This window comes from Streptomyces sp. CA-106110 (assembly GCF_050936285.1).
Lineage (GTDB): Bacteria > Actinomycetota > Actinomycetes > Streptomycetales > Streptomycetaceae > Streptomyces.
Genome location: NZ_JBNJNB010000001.1, coordinates 5,623,127 through 5,639,779, shown reverse-complemented (window position 1 = coordinate 5,639,779; position 16,653 = coordinate 5,623,127). Strand labels below are relative to the sequence as shown.

At 69.9% G+C, this 16,653-nt stretch carries 16 protein-coding genes and 3 pseudogenes; 10 read left to right on the top strand and 9 right to left on the bottom strand.

From position 1 onward, the window contains the following. Positions 1–3 precede the first annotated feature (3 nt). The 3 genes and pseudogenes from ACQEXA_RS25925 to ACQEXA_RS25915 all read right to left on the bottom strand — a co-directional run bounded on the left by ACQEXA_RS25925 (position 4) and on the right by ACQEXA_RS25915 (position 1,624). Entirely contained in the window at positions 4–540 is a 537-nt protein-coding gene (locus tag ACQEXA_RS25925; RefSeq protein WP_359394686.1) for a DUF4232 domain-containing protein, read from the bottom strand. Between the two features lie 244 nt (positions 541–784). After that, positions 785–1,294 (bottom strand): hypothetical protein, encoded by a 510-nt coding sequence (locus tag ACQEXA_RS25920; RefSeq protein ID WP_432930908.1) that lies wholly within the window; start codon positions 1,292–1,294, stop codon positions 785–787. Between the two features lie 52 nt (positions 1,295–1,346). Continuing rightward, a pseudogene (locus tag ACQEXA_RS25915) lies at positions 1,347–1,624 on the bottom strand (30S ribosomal protein S14). Between the two features lie 111 nt (positions 1,625–1,735). Between ACQEXA_RS25915 and ACQEXA_RS25910 the strand changes: the two are divergent. From ACQEXA_RS25910 to ACQEXA_RS25895, 4 genes are all read left to right on the top strand, one after another. Beyond that, the gene (locus ACQEXA_RS25910; protein ID WP_359394690.1) at positions 1,736–2,107 is read left to right on the top strand and encodes a VOC family protein; all 372 of its coding nucleotides are present in this window, start codon (positions 1,736–1,738) and stop codon (positions 2,105–2,107) included. A gap of 11 nt (positions 2,108–2,118) precedes the next feature. Continuing rightward, positions 2,119–2,478 carry an ArsR/SmtB family transcription factor gene (locus ACQEXA_RS25905; RefSeq protein ID WP_359394692.1) on the top strand — a complete coding sequence of 120 codons (360 nt, stop codon included), beginning with the start codon at positions 2,119–2,121 and terminating at the stop codon, positions 2,476–2,478. Then, positions 2,475–2,936 carry an SRPBCC family protein gene (locus ACQEXA_RS25900; protein ID WP_359394694.1) on the top strand — a complete coding sequence of 154 codons (462 nt, stop codon included), beginning with the start codon at positions 2,475–2,477 and terminating at the stop codon, positions 2,934–2,936. The genes ACQEXA_RS25905 and ACQEXA_RS25900 overlap by 4 nt, the downstream gene beginning before the upstream one ends. Before the next feature lie 171 nt (positions 2,937–3,107). Continuing rightward, positions 3,108–3,365, top strand: a complete 258-nt coding sequence (locus ACQEXA_RS25895) for a DUF397 domain-containing protein (RefSeq protein WP_359394696.1) — start codon at positions 3,108–3,110, stop codon at positions 3,363–3,365. Between the two features lie 122 nt (positions 3,366–3,487). On the opposite strand, the gene ACQEXA_RS25890 is transcribed toward ACQEXA_RS25895, so the two are convergent. After that, the gene (locus ACQEXA_RS25890) at positions 3,488–3,976 is read right to left on the bottom strand and encodes an ATP-binding protein (protein ID WP_432930910.1); all 489 of its coding nucleotides are present in this window, start codon (positions 3,974–3,976) and stop codon (positions 3,488–3,490) included. Positions 3,977–4,321: 345 nt separating this feature from the next. On the opposite strand from ACQEXA_RS25890, the gene ACQEXA_RS25885 reads away from it, so the two are divergent. From ACQEXA_RS25885 to ACQEXA_RS25875, 3 genes are all read left to right on the top strand, one after another. Further along, a complete protein-coding gene (locus tag ACQEXA_RS25885) occupies positions 4,322–5,158 on the top strand; it encodes a helix-turn-helix domain-containing protein (RefSeq protein WP_432939402.1) in 837 nt (278 codons plus the stop codon). 133 nt (positions 5,159–5,291) lie between these two features. After that, positions 5,292–6,752, top strand: a complete 1,461-nt coding sequence (locus ACQEXA_RS25880) for an aldehyde dehydrogenase family protein (RefSeq protein WP_432930911.1) — start codon at positions 5,292–5,294, stop codon at positions 6,750–6,752. Between the two features lie 111 nt (positions 6,753–6,863). Next, positions 6,864–7,412, top strand: a complete 549-nt coding sequence (locus tag ACQEXA_RS25875; protein WP_432930912.1) for a DinB family protein — start codon at positions 6,864–6,866, stop codon at positions 7,410–7,412. Between the two features lie 82 nt (positions 7,413–7,494). On the opposite strand, the gene ACQEXA_RS25870 is transcribed toward ACQEXA_RS25875, so the two are convergent. Together ACQEXA_RS25870 and ACQEXA_RS25865 are read right to left on the bottom strand one after the other, a co-directional pair. Beyond that, positions 7,495–8,907, bottom strand: coding sequence for a glutamate decarboxylase (locus tag ACQEXA_RS25870; protein ID WP_359394704.1), 1,413 nt, complete (start codon positions 8,905–8,907; stop codon positions 7,495–7,497). Between the two features lie 160 nt (positions 8,908–9,067). Then, positions 9,068–9,729, bottom strand: a pseudogene (locus ACQEXA_RS25865) (chloride channel protein); the annotation flags it as partial. Positions 9,730–9,874: 145 nt separating this feature from the next. On the opposite strand from ACQEXA_RS25865, the gene ACQEXA_RS25860 reads away from it, so the two are divergent. Next, positions 9,875–10,636: a MerR family transcriptional regulator gene (locus ACQEXA_RS25860; RefSeq protein WP_432930913.1), complete on the top strand. Its 762-nt coding sequence runs from the start codon at positions 9,875–9,877 to the stop codon at positions 10,634–10,636. A gap of 18 nt (positions 10,637–10,654) precedes the next feature. Here the strand turns inward: ACQEXA_RS25860 and ACQEXA_RS25855 are convergent, their stop codons facing one another. After that, positions 10,655–11,020 carry a YbjQ family protein gene (locus ACQEXA_RS25855; RefSeq protein ID WP_359394708.1) on the bottom strand — a complete coding sequence of 122 codons (366 nt, stop codon included), beginning with the start codon at positions 11,018–11,020 and terminating at the stop codon, positions 10,655–10,657. A 163-nt stretch (positions 11,021–11,183) separates the two neighbouring features. Here ACQEXA_RS25855 and ACQEXA_RS25850 point away from each other — a divergent pair. Continuing rightward, positions 11,184–12,215, top strand: a pseudogene (locus ACQEXA_RS25850) (DedA family protein); the annotation flags it as partial. A 250-nt stretch (positions 12,216–12,465) separates the two neighbouring features. On the opposite strand, the gene ACQEXA_RS25845 reads toward ACQEXA_RS25850, so the two are convergent. Together ACQEXA_RS25845 and ACQEXA_RS25840 are read right to left on the bottom strand one after the other, a co-directional pair. Then, positions 12,466–14,268: a threonine/serine exporter family protein gene (locus ACQEXA_RS25845; RefSeq protein ID WP_433131145.1), complete on the bottom strand. Its 1,803-nt coding sequence runs from the start codon at positions 14,266–14,268 to the stop codon at positions 12,466–12,468. 95 nt (positions 14,269–14,363) lie between these two features. Further along, positions 14,364–14,855 (bottom strand): inorganic diphosphatase, encoded by a 492-nt coding sequence (locus ACQEXA_RS25840; RefSeq protein ID WP_234512613.1) that lies wholly within the window; start codon positions 14,853–14,855, stop codon positions 14,364–14,366. Between the two features lie 79 nt (positions 14,856–14,934). Between ACQEXA_RS25840 and dacB the strand changes: the two genes are divergently transcribed. Next, positions 14,935–16,599, top strand: coding sequence for a D-alanyl-D-alanine carboxypeptidase/D-alanyl-D-alanine endopeptidase (gene dacB / locus ACQEXA_RS25835; RefSeq protein ID WP_432930915.1), 1,665 nt, complete (start codon positions 14,935–14,937; stop codon positions 16,597–16,599). Positions 16,600–16,653 lie beyond the last annotated feature (54 nt).

Sequence of the window (16,653 nt, the reverse complement as noted above, 5' to 3'; positions counted from 1 at the left end):
GGATCAGTCCCCCGCGACCTGGACGGGGCTCACGGAGGCGTCCGGGGTGTTCGGGCTCTTGAGCGCCACATCGCCGTACGACCACGGGTAGCTCCCGGCATCGGCGGCGCCCGGCACGGTGATCTTCACCGTCCTCATCGGAGCGCTGAGCGAGCCGCCGTCGCCGCGGACGTACGTGATGGTGAAGGTCGCCGCCTCACCCTTCTGCAGCGTCACCTTGGCCGGCTTGGCGCCCTGCTCCTCCGCGACGTCCCAGGCGGACTTGCCGTCCTTGAGCTCGATACCCGGGAAGCCCTCGAAGGTGCACTTCTCCGAGTCGTTGTTGGTGATGGTGACCGGGACGTTGCCGGTGTCGCCGGCGCTGGTGGCCGCGTTGCCGGGGCCGACCTTGACGGCGATCCGGCAGCCCGCGGTGTCCTTGCCGCCGTCGCCGCTCGCGCTGTCGCAGGCGGTCAGGGCGAGGGCCGCGGTGAGGGCGGTGAGGGCGAGGGGGACGTGGAACGTGCGCATCAGGGTCCTCTGGCTCGTGACGGTGTCCATGGATCATCACGCAAGTGCGCGGCGGTGCGTCGCGCGCCCCCGTAATACCCCGGGCGCCATGGCCGCGGATGTCATGATCATCCGGTTTTATCCCATGTGTGAAGGAGGGATGTGCCGGCTGCCGGCGCCGCAGGAGTCCTGTCGGGGTGCGGACACCGTGCGGCGTTCAGAGGAACGGAGGGGCGTACGGACCACGGGGGCGGGGCGTGCGTCGTGCGAGGGGTCCCAGGGCTGCCGGGCGAGGTCAGGAGCCCAGGCCCGCCGTCGGCAGTCCGCTCGGGAGGCTGCCGCCCTCGGCCTTGGCGTAGGTCTCCGTCCCGACGCCGCCCTCCCAGGTCACCTTCATACTCGCGGAGTTCACGGAGTCGACCGTCCCGGTCCGGCGGTTCTTGCTGCCGTCCGTGCACGAGAGGTGGATCATCTGCGTTCCCGCCTTCTCGCCCGCGGTCCCGCTGCACACGGTGCCGCCCGTGGCGAAAAGCCCGGCCTGCTTGCCGGTGATCACCAGTGCCACCGCCTTGCCGCCGGTCGTGGCGAGCCAGCTGCCCTCCAGCTTGCCGGCCTTGGCGCCCGGCGTACCGGCGCTGCCGGTGTCCGCCGGGGACGCGGACGCGTTCGGCGTGGAGGTCGCACCGTTCGCCGAGTCGCTGCCCCCGGAGTCGCTGCTGCAGCCCGTCAGTGCGAGCGCGGCCACAAGACCCGCGGCGGCCACCGCGATGCGCGCCTGCGGACGCGTGACATGGGTCGCTGTCACTGAAGTCTCCCAAGGTTGCCGATGAGGTCGTCATGGAGACGGCCGCAGCAAGTTACCAGGAGGTCTTGTGAAGGCCCGGGAGGCGAGCGGCGTGCGCTTGCTCACGCGGACCGGCGCGCAAGAGGCCGAAGGTACGGAAGTGACCGTGCGCCGGGCAGCCCACGCTGTCCCGGTCGCGGACACGGGTGGCACTCGGGTCGTGCGGCTGCCTGCGCAGTTCCCGCCGGGCGGCGGATGATCTTCTCCGGTTTCGGTTCGCCGCTCCGGGCACCGCGTGATGACCTCTCGGCGCCTCTCGTTCTTCGCGATCTCTGCCTTTCTTCGCCGAATCGACCCCTCGCCCCCCTCGGGTCTTCACGTCACGGGTGCGCACGCTCCGCAATACACGTAGGAGATCCCCTACGCTTGACGAGTAGGGAATCTCCTACCTATCGTGGCCGCATGACCGTCACACACGCCTCATTCGTCACCCTTCCCGTCACCGACCAGGACCGTGCGCTGCGCTTCTACACGGACGTCCTCGGCTTCGAGGTCACCGCGGATCTGGACCTGCCGCAGGGGCGGTGGCTCCAGGTCGCGCCCAAGGGCGCACAGACCGTCTTCACGCTCTCCGGCCCCGGGATGGGCGATTTCGAACCCGGCTCGACCCGGGGGATCATGTTGGTCACGACCGATGTCGATGCCGACTGCGCGCGGCTGGCCGAGGCGGGGGTGTCCGTGCAGGGCCCGGACGACCTCCCCTGGGGCCGGATGGCGTCCTTCCAGGACCCCGACGGCAACGGTCTGATGCTGCTGACGGAGGCTCACGGATAGGAAGAACCGGTATGACCACGACCGGGGCCGGGGCGGACACCGCCGCCGAGGACCGCGTCTTCGCCGCGCTCGCCAACGGCACGCGCCGCGAGGTGCTGCGCCTGCTGCGTGAGGACGGGCCGCAGCCGGTCCAGGCTCTGGCCGACCGTTTCGACATGCGCCGCCCGAGCCTCTCGGAGCACCTCAGGGTGCTCCGAGAGGCCGGACTCGTCTCGGAGCAGCGTTCCGGCCGGCAGCGCATCTACCGCCTCGAGGCGGCGCCGCTGGCCGAGGTGCAGGACTGGCTCCATCCGTACGAGCGGTTCTGGCGGCAGCGACTGCGCGGGCTCGGCGAGCTGCTCGACCGCATGCCCGACGATGACCGGCCATGAGCACCGCACCCGACGACGACCTCACCACGATCCGCGTCGACCAGTTCCTGCCGCATCCGCCGGGCAAGGTCTGGCGCGCCCTGACCGAGCCCGAGTTGCTCGCCCAGTGGCAGATGCCCGGCTCCGAGAACTTCCGGCTCGAGGTCGGCCACCGCTACACGATGACCTCGGTTCCCCGGCCGAACACCAACTTCTCCGGCACCGTCGACGTGCAGGTTCTCGCGTTCGAGCCCGAGCGGATGCTGCGCGTCCGGTGGGCCGACGCCGATCCCGCCAATCCCGCGGACTGGACCATCACATGGACGTTGGAACAGGAAGGCCGCGGTACGCGTCTCTTCCTAGTGCATGAAGGGTTCGACCCGGACGACCCGGCACAGATGAGGGCGCGGACGATCATGGACGGGGGCTGGAGGTCGCATGTTGTGCGAGCTCTGGGGCAGACGCTTGACCGGCTGTAGTCAGTCGGCGGTCAGGCTGTAGTCAAGGGACTGTAAAAGCTGTAATCGCAGGAACACCCCGCGTGCACGTGCATCTGCCCAAGCATCTGCATGTGAACGGAGTTATGATCCGGAGCAGTTGACCACTGCATCAATGGCCACATCAGCCAATGCACGACCGGGGAGCGACCTGTGGACCACGACGTGTACGACGTGGACGACGTGTACAACGGCATGGCTGCGACCGAGCTGCATCATGTGGCCTGGCAGAAGAGCCGGCACAGCAACTCGCAGGGGTCATGCGTGGAGTTCGCCCGACTTCCGGGCGGGGAAGTGGCGGTGCGCAACTCCCGCTTCCCCGACGGGCCCGCGCTGGTCTACACCCGCGCGGAGATCGAGGCGATGCTCCTGGGCATCAAGGACGGCGAGTTCGACCATCTGATCGCCTGACCCACGCGGTCGGGGCCCTGGTCGGGCTCCGCCGGCCACCGACTACCCGCGGCCCGCGGTGCGTTGACGCACCGCGGGTTGCGACACGCGTAGATCGGTGACCCAAAAAAAGCCGTACGGTGTCATTCCGCGCGCGCGGACATGGACGGCAGCCGGAACAGCGCCCAGACCACCTTCCCGCTCAACGTGCCCGCCAGCGGGTGCCAGCCCCAGCTGTCGGCGAACGAGTCGACCAGGAACAGCCCGCGGCCCGACTCCGCCGAGAAGTCCTCGGAGTCACCCGCGACCGGGCTGTCGTGGCTGGGGTCGCGCACGGCGCAGACCAGGCGGGAGGTCCAGCGCATCAGATGCAGCCGCACGGCCGCTTCCTGGTCGCACGTGCGCGAGGCGGGCGAGGGCAGCGCATGCCGCAGGGCGTTGGTCACGAGCTCGGAGACCACCAGGCAGACGTCGTCGAGGCGTTCGGCGACATCCCACTGGCCGAGAGTTCTGCGGGTGAACTGCCGTGCCTCACGGACCGCTTCGAGACGGGCCGGCAGGGCGCAGGAGGCGGCGCTGGACACGGCCGCGGGGTCGAGCGGCGGAAGTCCCTGCCGTAAGGGCTCGAGCATGGTCGATCCATTCGTCCCCATGCGAGGCACTCCCGGGTGTTCGCGGTCGTGGCAATGCAGCGGTGGCGCGGGACCATGGTTTCGGATGAGCCAGGCAGATGCAAGGGCAGATGCACGTGCACGCGCCGGAATTGGACGTCCCCGTACCGCTTTCTGCTTATTTCTTCTGTCACTTTCTTCCCGCTTGCTTGCCTTTCCTTATCTCTCTCGGTGTCTCAGCTTTGACTGCTTTCCATTTCTGTAACCGTACGAGTACTGCTCGAAGTGTTTTAGTGGCAGACTGCGCGGTCGGAAGGACGGTTGGGGAGGCTGACGAACGTGAGCGCTGGGGACTCGAGTGGGTCGGTGGTGCGGCGCATTCTGCTGGGATCCCATCTCAGGCGCCTGCGGGAGGCGCGCGGCATCACCAGGGAGCAAGCCGGCTACTCGATCCGGGCCTCGGAGTCGAAGATCAGCCGCATGGAGTTGGGACGGGTGAGCTTCAAGACACGGGATGTCGAGGATCTGCTGACGTTGTACGGGATCACCGACGAGGCCGAGCGCACATCCCTGCTCTCCCTGGCGAAGGAGGCCAATGTCGCCGGGTGGTGGCACAGCTACTCCGACGTCCTGCCCAGCTGGTTCCCCACCTACGTCGGGCTGGAGGGGGCGGCGCACCTGATCCGCTCGTACGAGGTCCAGTTCGTGCACGGGCTGCTGCAGACCGAGGCGTACGCGCACGCGGTCGTCGCCCGGGGCATGAAGGGTGCGAGCGCCGCGGACATCGACCGGCGGGTGGCGCTGCGCCTGGAGCGGCAGAAGTACCTCGTGGCGGAGAACGCCCCGGAGTTCCATGTCGTGCTCGACGAGGCGGCCCTGCGGCGCCCGTACGGGAACCGGCAGGTGATGCGCGACCAGCTCCAGCATCTGATCGAGATCTCGGAGCGCCCCAACGTACGGCTTCAGGTCATGCCGTTCAGCTTCGGCGGGCACTCCGGCGAGAGCGGTTCGTTCACCATCTTGAGCTTCCCCGAGTCCGACCTGTCGGACGTCGTGTATCTGGAGCAGCTCACCAGCGCCCTGTACCTGGACAAACGCGAGGACGTCGCCCAGTACGAGGGCGCGATGAAGCAGCTGCAGCAGGACAGCCCGGGACCCGACGAGAGCCGCGATCTGCTGCGGGGGCTGCTCCAGCTTTCCTGAGAGTCCTTGTGGAGTATCCCGAGGCGTTCCCCAACTCCCTTTAAACACAAGTACGATGACGCGTGATCAAAGAACGACGTGATCGCACGTGCGAACGGGTGTCTGCTTCGGCTGCAAGGGATTGAGGGGTCACATGTCGTCCTACTTCACCGATCTGTCCCAGCAGTACATCGGCGGGGAGTGGCGTCCGGGCACCGGCTCCTGGGACATCATCGACTTCGACCCGTACGACGGCGAGAAGCTGGCGTCGATCACGATCGCCACGGTCGACGAGGTGGACGAGGCCTACCGGGCCGCCGCGGCCGCCCAGCGGGAGTGGGCCGCCACCAACCCCTACACCCGCCGCGCGGTGTTCGAGAAGGCGCTCAGGCGCATAGAGGACCGCGAGACCGAGATCAGCGACGCGATCATCGCGGAGCTGGGCGGCACGCGCCTGAAGGCCGCCTTCGAGCTGCACCTCGCCAAGGAGTTCCTGCGCGAGTCGATCCAGCTGGCGCTGCGTCCCGAGGGCAAGATCCTGCCGTCGCCGATCGACGGCAAGGAGAACCGGCTCTACCGCGTGCCGGTCGGCGTCGTCGGTGTGATCAGCCCCTTCAACTTCCCGTTCCTGCTGTCGATCAAGTCCGTCGCCCCGGCGCTCGCGCTCGGCAACGGTGTCGTTCTCAAGCCGCACCAGAACACACCGATCGTCGGTGGCTCCCTGGTCGCGAAGATCTTCGAGGAGGCGGGCCTCCCGGGTGGCCTGCTGAACGTCGTGATCACGGACATAGCGGAGATAGGCGACGCCTTCATCGAGCACCCGATCCCGAAGGTCATCTCCTTCACCGGTTCCGACAAGGTGGGCCGGCACGTCGCGACCGTCTGTGCGTCGCGGTTCAAGCGCTCCGTCCTCGAACTCGGCGGCAACAGCGCGCTCGTGGTCCTGGACGACGCGGACGTCGACTACGCCGTCGACGCGGCCGTCTTCAGCCGGTACGTGCACCAGGGCCAGGTCTGCATGGCCGCCAACCGCGTCCTGGTGGACCGCTCGCTGCAGGCGGAGTTCACCGAGAAGTTCGTCGCCAAGGTGAAGTCCCTCAAGGTCGGCGACCCGCGCGACCCGCAGACCGTCATCGGCCCGGTGATCAACTCCTCTCAGGCGGAGGCCCTCTCGAGCGCGGTCGAGCAGGCCATCGCCGAGGGCGCGACCGCGCTGGTGCACGGCGCGACCACCGACAACCTCGTCGAGCCCTCCGTCCTGACGGATGTCCCCGCCGACTCGGCCCTCCTCCAGCAGGAGATCTTCGGCCCGGTCGCCTTCCTGATCCCGTTCGACGGTGAGGAGGAGGCCGTGCGCGTGGTCAACGACACCCCGTACGGCCTGAGTGGCGCGGTCCACACCGGCGACATCGAGCGCGGCGTCAACTTCGCCAAGCAGATCGACACGGGCATGTTCCATGTGAACGACGGCACCGTCCACGACGAGCCGCTCGTCCCGTTCGGCGGCGAGAAGCACTCGGGCATCGGCCGCCTGAACGGCGAGACGACCCTGGAGTCGTTCACCACGCTGAAGTGGATCTCGGTCCAGCACGGCCGCAGCGGTTTCCCGTTCTGATTTTCGTCCGCTCCTCCCGGCCCTTGCGGACAGAAACTGACCGCAAGGGTCCGTAGCTTCGTGGGTGTCAGGCAGGGACGAACTGCCGGAACCCACGAAAGGCGGACGGTCATGGTCACTCACGTGCGCGCCGAGGCGCAGGGCGACGAGCGCGGAGCGCTGCTCTCCTTCCTCGAGGAGCAGCGCGGCGGCATCCGCCGGGCCCTGCTCGGTCTGACCGAGGAACAGGCGGCGAGCCGGCCGAGCGCCAGTGAGCTGTCGCTCTCGGGCCTGCTCAAACATGTCGCCGAGGTCGAGCAGAGCTGGATCGCGCGGGCCAAGGGCGAGGAGCCGGCGGTCAAGCGGACGGAGGCCAACTGGCACGAGTGCTTCCGCCTCATCGGTGACGAGACGGTCGAGTCGCAGCTCGCGTACTGGCAGAAGGTCGCGGACGAGACCGAGGCCTTCGTCCGTTCGGCGCCGAGCCTCGACGACACGTTCCCGCTGCCGAACGAACCGTGGTTCCCGCCGGACGAGCGGGTCTCGACACGCTGGGTACTGCTCCACCTGATCCGCGAGACCGCCCGGCACGCCGGCCACGCCGACATCATCCGGGAGTCCCTGGACGGCAAGACGGCCTTCGAGCTGGTGGCCGTGGAACGGGGCACGTCCTGGGGCTGACCCCGAACGCCGTGCGCCGTGTCCCCGTCCCATGACACCACCGGCCGTCCTCGCCCCGCGCAGGGACGGCCGGTGCCGGACGTCAGTGGTGGAAGCTGGTGGCCTTCTGCTTGTCCCGGGTCAACGGGTGCGGCTGCCGCCGCAGCCCGGGCAGCAGGCGGCTGAGGTCCTCCAGGAACAGATCGGCGAGGTCCGTCGAGAAGCCGTTGCGGCACACGATCCGCAGTACGGAGAGGTCCTCGCGGTTGGCGGGGAAGGTGTACGCGGGCACCAGCCAGCCGGACTCACGCAGGCGCCGGGAGACGTCGAAGACGTCGTACTCCTGCACATCCGGCGCGGTGGTGAAGGCGAAGACCGGCAACTGGTTTCCCCGGGTGAGGAGGCGGAAGTCGCCGAGCGCCTCCACCCGCTCGGCAAGTCCCTCGGCCACGGTCCGGGTGGCCTGCTGGACCGCTCGGTATCCGTCCTGGCCGAGCCGCAGGAACGTGTAGTACTGGGCGACGACCTGGGCCCCGGGCCGGGAGAAGTTGAGCGCGAAGGTCGGCATGTCGCCGCCCAGGTAGTTGACCCGGAAGACGAGTTCCTCGGGGAGCGCGTCCGTGTCGCGCCACAGCGCCCAGCCCACGCCCGGGTAGACCAGCCCGTACTTGTGCCCGGAGGTGTTGATCGACGCCACCCGCGGCAGCCGGAAGTCCCACACCAGATCCTCGTCGAGGAAGGGCGCGATCATCCCCCCGGACGCGCCGTCCACGTGCACCGGGATGTCCAGTCCCGTGCGCTCCTGAAGGTCGTCCAGAGCCGCGCACAGCTCGGCGATCGGCTCGTAGGACCCGTCGAAGGTGGACCCGAGGATGCCCACGACCCCGATCGTGTTCTCGTCGCACAGCTCGGCGGCCGCCTGCGGGTCCAGGTGATACCGGTCGCCCTCCATGGGCACCTGGCGTGCCTCGACCTCCCAGAAGTTGCAGAACTTCTCCCAGCAGACCTGCACGTTCACGCCCATGACCAGGTTCGGCCGCGCGTCCCTGGAGGGGTAGCGGTCCGCGTTGCGCTGGGCCCAGCGCCGCTTCAGGGCCATTCCGGCGAGCATGCATGCCTCGCTCGAACCGGTCGTCGAACAGCCCACAGCGGACTCCGGGTTCGGCGCGTGCCACAGCTGGGCGAGCATGGCCACGCAGCGGCGCTCCAGCTCCGCGGTCCGCGGGTACTCGTCCTTGTCGATCATGTTCTTGTCGCGGCACTCCGCCATCAGCCGGTCGGCCTGGTCCTCCATCCACGTGGTGACGAACGTGGCGAGGTTCAGCCGGGAGTTGCCGTCCAGCATCAGTTCGTCGTGGACCAGTTGATAGGCGACCGAGGGCGGCAGGGGCCCGTCGGGCAGCCGGTGCCGGGGCGGTGCCTGGGTCATCTCGACGACCGGGTTCGCCTCCCCGAAGAAGGGGTTCAACGACATGGGGCGTTCGTCGGGCTTCCCCGGGCCGGTGTGGAGCGGCATGGTGTCTCGTCTCCCATCGCGAAGTTGGCGCGCGTCTACTGGTTCATCGGGTGTGGAGGTGCTGCTGGTTCCTCGGAACGGCGAAGTTTGCCGATCCATGGGTTCCCCGGCCCGGGCCGCTTCATGGATCACCTCGCCCGTTCATCGGATCGGACCGGCTCGACGGTTCACCGGATCGCGGTCCCGTCCGCCCGCCCGCGGCGGCCGCGATCAGCGGTCCGAACACGTTGTCCCACGGCAGCCCCTTGATCTGCTGCCCGGCCGGCGCCTCGGAGAGCAGCAGCGCGCGCCGCCACCGGCGTACCGAACAGCGCGCCGATGGTGGCAGCCTCGGCCGGCGCCACCCACAGTCCGCTCGGCAGCCGGGGCGCCGGCCTGCGGCCCAGCCAGAACGCCGGCGCGGCGTTCGTCGCGACGACCGGGTTCTCCGGACCGAGGCTCGGGCCGCCGGCCGGCATCAGCATGGCTGCCACCAGCAGACCGGGCACGACGCCGGGCGGCAGCGGCGTGGTCATGGCCGGCCCCAGAGGTCGCCGGGTCGGGACCGGCGTGCCCCGGTGCCTTCCGGACGACCAGACCGACCAGGACGCCGGTCGCGGTGAGCGCGACGAGCATCCAGAGTGCCGAGCAGCGGCCGATGCCCGGCGCCTCCGGCAGGTTCCGCCACAGGAGGTGCTGGAGTCCTACGGCGAGCCCGCTCACCCCCAGGTAGAGCAGACTGGCGCCGATACCGACGGCCGGCGCCGGGAGGACCAGCGGCAGCAGGCCCCGCGCGGGGGTCGCCGGCGTGCCGGGCTCCTGCTGCGCGGTGTGCTGGGCCACGGACTCACCATAAGCGGGCAAAACCGGCACGACGTCCCTGGCGCGCGGACATCCGGAGGCACGCCGCGGCCCGCGGAGGAATGCCGCTTGCACCTCACGCGACGTGAGGCCGCAGTCTGAGGTGCGTACCCAGAAGGGAGCGGAAGTGAGCTACTCGGTGGGCCAGGTGGCCGGTTTCGCCGGCGTGACCGTGCGCACGCTGCACCACTACGACGAGATCGGGCTGCTCGTGCCCAGTGAGCGCACGCATGCCGGTCACCGGCGCTACGGCGACGCGGACCTCGACCGGCTGCAGCAGATCCTGTTCTACCGGGAACTCGGCTTTCCGCTCGACGAGGTCGCCGCCCTGCTCGACGACCCGGACGCGGACCCGCGTGCGCATCTGCGCCGCCAGCACGAACTGCTGACCGCCCGGATCGAGAAGCTGCAGAAGATGGCGGCGGCCGTGGAGCACGCCATGGAGGCACGAAAGATGGGCATCAACCTCACGCCCGAGGAGAGGTTCGAGGTGTTCGGGGACAAGGACCCCGAGCAGTACGCCGAGGAGGCGGAGCAGCGCTGGGGCGGCACCGAGGCGTACGCCGAGTCGCAGCGTCGCGCCGCCCGCTACACCAAGGACGACTGGAAGCGCATGCAGGCCGAGGTCACCGCCTGGGGCGAGCGCTACGGCGCCCTGATGGCCGCCGGTGAACCGCCGACCGGGGAGGCGGCCATGGACCTGGCCGAGGAGCACCGGCAGCACATCTGCACGTGGTTCTACGAGTGCCCGTACGAGATGCACCGGGGTCTCGCCGAGATGTACGTGGCCGACGAGCGTTTCAAGGCGTTCTACGAATCCATGCGTCCGGGGCTCGCCGAGCACCTCAAGGAGGCGATTCTCGCGAACGCCGCCCGGCACTCCTCCTAGGGTCCTGGCCCGGGCGCGCTACACCCGGGCCAGGACCACCGCGGTCCCGTAGGCGCACACCTCGGTGCCGGCGTCTGCGGCCTCCGTCACGTCGAAGCGGAAGGCCAGGACACCGTTCGCGCCACGCGCGCGTGCCTGCTCGATGAGCCGTTCCATGGCCTGGTTGCGGGTCTGTACCAGCGTCTTGGTGAGCCCTTTCAGCTCGCCGCCGATCATGGACTTCAGGCCCGCGCCGATCTGGCTGCCCAGATGGCGCGAGCGGACGGTGAGGCCGAAGACCTCGCCGACCACCCGCTCGACGCGGTAGCCGGGTACGTCGTTCGTCGTCACGACCAGCACGTCGGGCTCGGGGCCCTGGCCGCCGCCGTACTCTTCGATGCCCATGGCTCACAGCTTCGCCCCGGTCCACGCACCGTGCACCCCGGGGGCACCGGTGGAACCCGATGAGGACATCGTGCGTTGATAGCTTTGTCCGGCCCATGCCGTGAGGGCCGCCCCACAGGACGCCGCACGCCGCACCCCTCTCACCTCTCAGGAGCCCGGAACCGTGACGACGCTTGCCATCGGACCGAGCTGGATGGATCCGAATCAGCTGCTGGACACCTTCGGGATCTGGGGCCTGCTCTGCGTCGTCTTCGCGGAGTCGGGCCTGCTCATCGGCTTCTTCCTGCCGGGTGACTCGCTGCTGTTCACCTGCGGCCTGCTGATCACGTCGAACCAGCTGGACTTCCCCCTGTGGGACGCCATCGCCCTGATCTGCCTCGCCGCGGTCGTGGGCGACCAGGTGGGCTACATGTTCGGCAAGAAGGTCGGTCCCTCGCTCTTCAACCGCCCCGACTCCCGCCTCTTCAAGCAGGAGAACGTCACCAAGGCACACGAGTTCTTCGAGAAGTACGGCCCGAAGTCCCTGGTCCTGGCCCGCTTCGTGCCGGTCGTGCGTACCTTCACGCCGATCATCGCCGGCGTCAGCGGGATGAAGTACCGCTCGTTCGTCGTCTTCAACGTCATCGGCGGCGTCCTGTGGGGCGCGGGTGTCACGCTGCTCGGCTCCTGGCTGGGCAACATCGACTTCGTCAAGAAGAACATCGAGGCGATCCTCATCCTGATCGTCCTCGTCTCGGTGATCCCGATCGCCATCGAGTTCCTGCGGGCGCGTTCCAAGGCCAGGAAGAACCCCGCGCAGGACATGGACGCCCAGTTCCAGCAGCAGCCCCCGGTCATGGACGACGCGACGACGCGGCTGCGGCCCGTGGCTCCCGCGTACCAGGATCGGAACCAGAACCAGGCCTACGGCAGTCAGGGCCAGCCTTACGGCGACCAGGGCCAGCCTTACGGCGACCAAGGCCAGGCCTACGGCGGCAACCAGAACCAGGCGTACGGCAACCAGGGTCAGGGCTACCCGCAGGGTCAGGGCTACCCGCAGGGCCAGGGGTACCCCCAGGCCCAGGGGTATCCGCAGGGTCAGGGCTACCCGCAGGGCCAGGGGTACCCCCAGGCCCAGGGGTATCCGCAGGGTCAGGGCTACCCGCAGGGCCAGGGGTACCCCCAGGCCCAGGGGTATCCGCAGGGTCAGGGCTACCCGCAGGGTCAGGGGTATCCGCAGGGTCAGGGGTATCCGCAGGGTCAGGGATACCCCCAGGGTCAGGGCTACCCGCAGGGCCGGCCGCAGCAGCGGCCTCACGGAACGGACCAGGGCCACGACGGCCAGTACTACGGCCAGGCCCCGCAGCAGCAGCCCCAGGAGTACCCGCAGCAGTCGTACGGCTCGCCGCAGGGTTATCAGCAGGGCGAGCAGCCCTACGACCAGGGCTACCGCGCCCAGTAAGGGCTCAGAAACCGCGCGTCCGCTTGGCCGCCCGCCGCCCCTTCGCGGAGCCCACCCGCAGGAACAGCCGGGAGATCTCCGACCCCAGGTTCACGCCGATGGCGATGGCCATGGCGAGCGAGGCGGCCTTGGCCAGCGACACCAGGCCTTTGTCGACGTGGGCCTGGGCGATCGACAGCAGCCCGAAGTACGTCGCGGAGCCGGGCAGCAGCGGCCCGATCGCGGCCGTCGTGTACGGCAGCGCGGAGGCGAACCGGTACCGGGCCAGCAACTGCCCGAACAGGCCCACCAGACCCGCGGCCACGGCCGTGGAGGCGACCGGCGAGAGGCCGCCCGGGTAGTGCATGGCGCCGTACACGCTCCAGGCGACGCCCCCGTTGAGGGTCACCCACAGCACGGTGGACCGCTCCTGCTGGAGCAGTACCGCGAAGGTCAGGCACAGCAGCATGGACGCGAGGATCTGCACGACCGGCCGCTCGGAGACGTTCAGCGCCGCGTCCGGGTTCAGCTGGGCGCCCAGCTTGACGCCGAAATAGAGCACCACCAGGACGCCGATCACGATGCCCACGAAGAAGTACATGACCTCCAGCAGGCGCGCGGCCGCGGTGATGTAGAAACCGGTCAGCCCGTCCTGCACGCCCGCCACCAGGGCCCGTCCGGGCAGCAGCGCGAACAGACCACCGGTGACCACCGCGGATGCGTTCACGTGCACCTGGGCGACCGTGAGCGCCACGCCGATCGCGGCCGGGGGCGTCGCGGCCACCGTGAACTGGTAGAACTCCGGCAGTCCGCGCCCGGCGCACAGCCAGGCTAGCCGGTCGCCGAGCATCGCGCCGAGCGCGGCCGCGATGAACACGATCACGTCGCCGCCGACGAGTACGGAGGCCGCACCGGCGAGCAGCCCGCTCGCCCCGGTCAGCGCCCACCCGGGGTAGGGGTGCCGGTTGCGCCGGAGCTCAGCGAGGCGGCGGTAGGCCTCCTCCAGGGAGATCGTCGTGTCCGGGTCGCTGAGGTCCGCCACGAGCCGGAACACGGCCGACAGGCGGGTGTAGTCGGTGCCGCGGCGGCGTACGGTGCGCGAGGCCGTCACCGGGTCGTCGACCAGGGACGGCTGGTACGAGATCGACAGCAGCGTGAAGGTGACGGTCGGCTCGCAGCGGTCCAGGCCGTAGGACCGGCAGACCGCGAACATCGCCGCCTCCACGTCCTCGGCGCCCTCGCCGCCCGCCAGCAGCAGTTCGCCGATACGCAGGGTCAGGTCGAGTACACGCGGCACGGCGGGGGCGGACTCGCCGGTCTTGTGCACGGGTTCCGGCGCGGGCCGCTCGGCCACCGGCATGCGCAGCATCGTGCGCATCCGGTCCTGCCAGGGCGCCTCCTTGGTCAGACGCACCGCGGGGATCCCGGAGGGCGGGGTGAACGCGGGTGGTGCCTGCCCGGCGGTGTACGTGCTCGGCGGGCTGAACGCCGACCCCTCCGGTTCGGCGGCGTGCGGCCGACGGGCCTCGAGCCCCTGCGGGAGGGCGAACTCGGACGTCGTCTCCGGTTCGGCAGCCGGCGCCGACGGCACATCGAGCCCCGCCGGGACGGCGAACTCGGACGTTGTGGACGAGTCGGTGCCGGACACCGGGGGAACGCGAACGGCCGTGGGACTCAAGAACTCGGACGTCGCGGCGGAATCGCCCTCGTCCCGCCCCGGGGGCGCGAACGCGCTCCTCGCCTCGTCCGACTGCGGCTTGCGGTCCTCCGCGTCAGGCTCCGCCACCAGTTCCCGCCTCCGCCTTTCGTACTCGTGCTTCCCTCGCATACCTCCCGTACGTCTCAGTATGCGTATGAACACCGGCGTACGAACGGGCCGCGTCACCCCGAAAGGGGTCACGCGGCCCGCAGGACGACAGGAGGTCAGTGACCGCCGTGCTCCTTGAACCGCTTGTACGAACGCTCGATCTCGGCCTCCGCGTCGGAACGGCCCACCCAGTTGGCGCCCTCGACCGACTTGCCGGGCTCCAGGTCCTTGTAGACCTCGAAGAAGTGCTGGATCTCCAGGCGGTCGAACTCGGAGACGTGGTGGATGTCCCGGAGGTGCTCCACGCGCGGGTCGGACGCCGGCACGCACAGCAGCTTGTCGTCGCCGCCGGCCTCGTCCGTCATGCGGAACATGCCGATGGCGCGGCACTTGATGAGGCAGCCGGGGAAGGTCGGCTCCTCCAGGATGACCAGGGCGTCCAGCGGGTCGCCGTCCTCGCCGAGGGTGTTCTCGACGAAGCCGTAGTCGGCCGGGTAGCTGGTCGAGGTGAAGAGTCGACGGTCCAGGCGGATACGACCGGTCTCGTGGTCCACCTCGTACTTGTTCCGCGAACCCTTCGGAATCTCGATCGTGACGTCGAACTCCACCGGTGGCTCCTCCATGATCAACACATAGTTCTGGTGATTAAGTGTCCCTCACGCAGGTGTGTGATCGCGAAAGGGGCTGGTGGTCGTGCCGGAGCTGAGGGCTTGGCGGGCCGCGCGACCGCATCTCGCGCGGGTCGCCCGGGCCGTGAGACCGCGCCTCGCGCGCATGGGCCAGGTCGTGGGACCCCGTGCGCAGCGGATCGGCGAGGCCGTGCGGCCGCGTGCTACCCGGCTCCCCGGGGCGGTGAAACCGCACGTCACGCGGGTCGCGCGCGCCGTGGGCCCGGGCTCTGGGGGGCTTACGGCCCCACAGCTGACGGCCGTCGCCGCCACCGTGGGCCTCGCGCTCGCGGCCGGGGCCGCGACCGCTGCCGGTCCCTGGGACTCCTCGGGTCAGCGTACGGCCGAGCGTGACCGCGCCGCGGCGTGGGGTCGCCAGGGTGGTGCAGATCACGCACGTAATTCCGGTACGGCGGCCGACGCACCCCCTCCCGCGCCGAGTGCCGCGCCCGTGCTTGCCGGTCTCGGCACCGCCGCGAACACCACCAAGTCCGCCCCGTTCGCGACGAGCCTGACCGCGGTCCTCGACAAGCTCCTTGACGACCACTCCCTCGGCAGCCGGCGCACCGCCGTCGTGGTCGACGTGGCCACCGGCAAACGCCTGTACGGCAAGGGCGCGGACGACGCGCTGACCCCCGCGTCCACCACGAAGATCGCCACGGCCGTCGCCGTCCTCTCCGCGGCGGGCCCCGACCACCGTCTGACCACCCGCACCGTGCTGGAGCCGGGCAAGGACACCGTGGTGCTGGTGGGCGGTGGCGATCCGACCCTGACCGCCCGCAAGGACGACGCGGGCGGCTGGGCGAGCCTGCGCACGCTCGCCGACGCGACGGCCGCCGCGCTGAAGAAGCGCCACCTGGCCTCGGTGACCCTCTCCTACGACGCCTCCCTGTTCACCGGCGAGGCGGTGCACGAGATCGGGGCCAACCCCAATCTCGCGCCGGTCACCGCCCTGACGGCGGACGAGGGCCGCGCGGACAACTCCACCAGCGGGCCGGCGCCGCGAGGCACGGACCCGGCGGGTGACGCGGCTCGCACGTTCGCCGGTCTGCTGCGCGACCGTGGCATTCGCACGTCTGGCCCCGGTGCCTCCCAGGCGAAGGCCACGTCCCGCGCGCAGCCCCTCGCCTCGGTGCAGTCGCCCCCGCTGTCGGCCGTGGTCGAGCGGATGCTCACCAACAGCGACAACGACATCGCCGAGGCCCTCGCCCGGCAGACTGCCCTCGCCACCGGGGGCAGGCCGAGCTTCGACGGGGGCGCGGCCGCGATCGCCGCCCAGCTGAAGAAGCTGGCGCTGCCACTCAAGGGTGGGCAGTTCCACGACGGCAGCGGCCTGAATCGCGCGGACAAGCTCTCGGCGGACCTGCTGACGGCCCTTTTGGCGACCGCCGGCTCCACCTCCCACCCCGAGCTGCGCACGGTCCTGACGGGGCTGCCGGTGGCCGGCTTCACGGGCACCCTGAGCGACCGCTACGAGGACGCCGCGCAACGGTCGGGAATCGGCGTCGTACGCGCCAAGACGGGCTCCCTGACCGGCGTCAACACGCTTGCCGGGACGCTGGTCGACGTCGACGGCCGACTGCTGGCGTTCGCGTTCCTGACGGACGGCTCGATGGACCAGACGGCGGCGAGGGCGGCACTCGACCGCGTGGCCGCTGCACTGGCGGGTTGCGGCTGCCGGTAACAGCGGCATCAGCGGTCCCACCGACCCCGCACCGGACCTGCGTCGGTGCCGTGG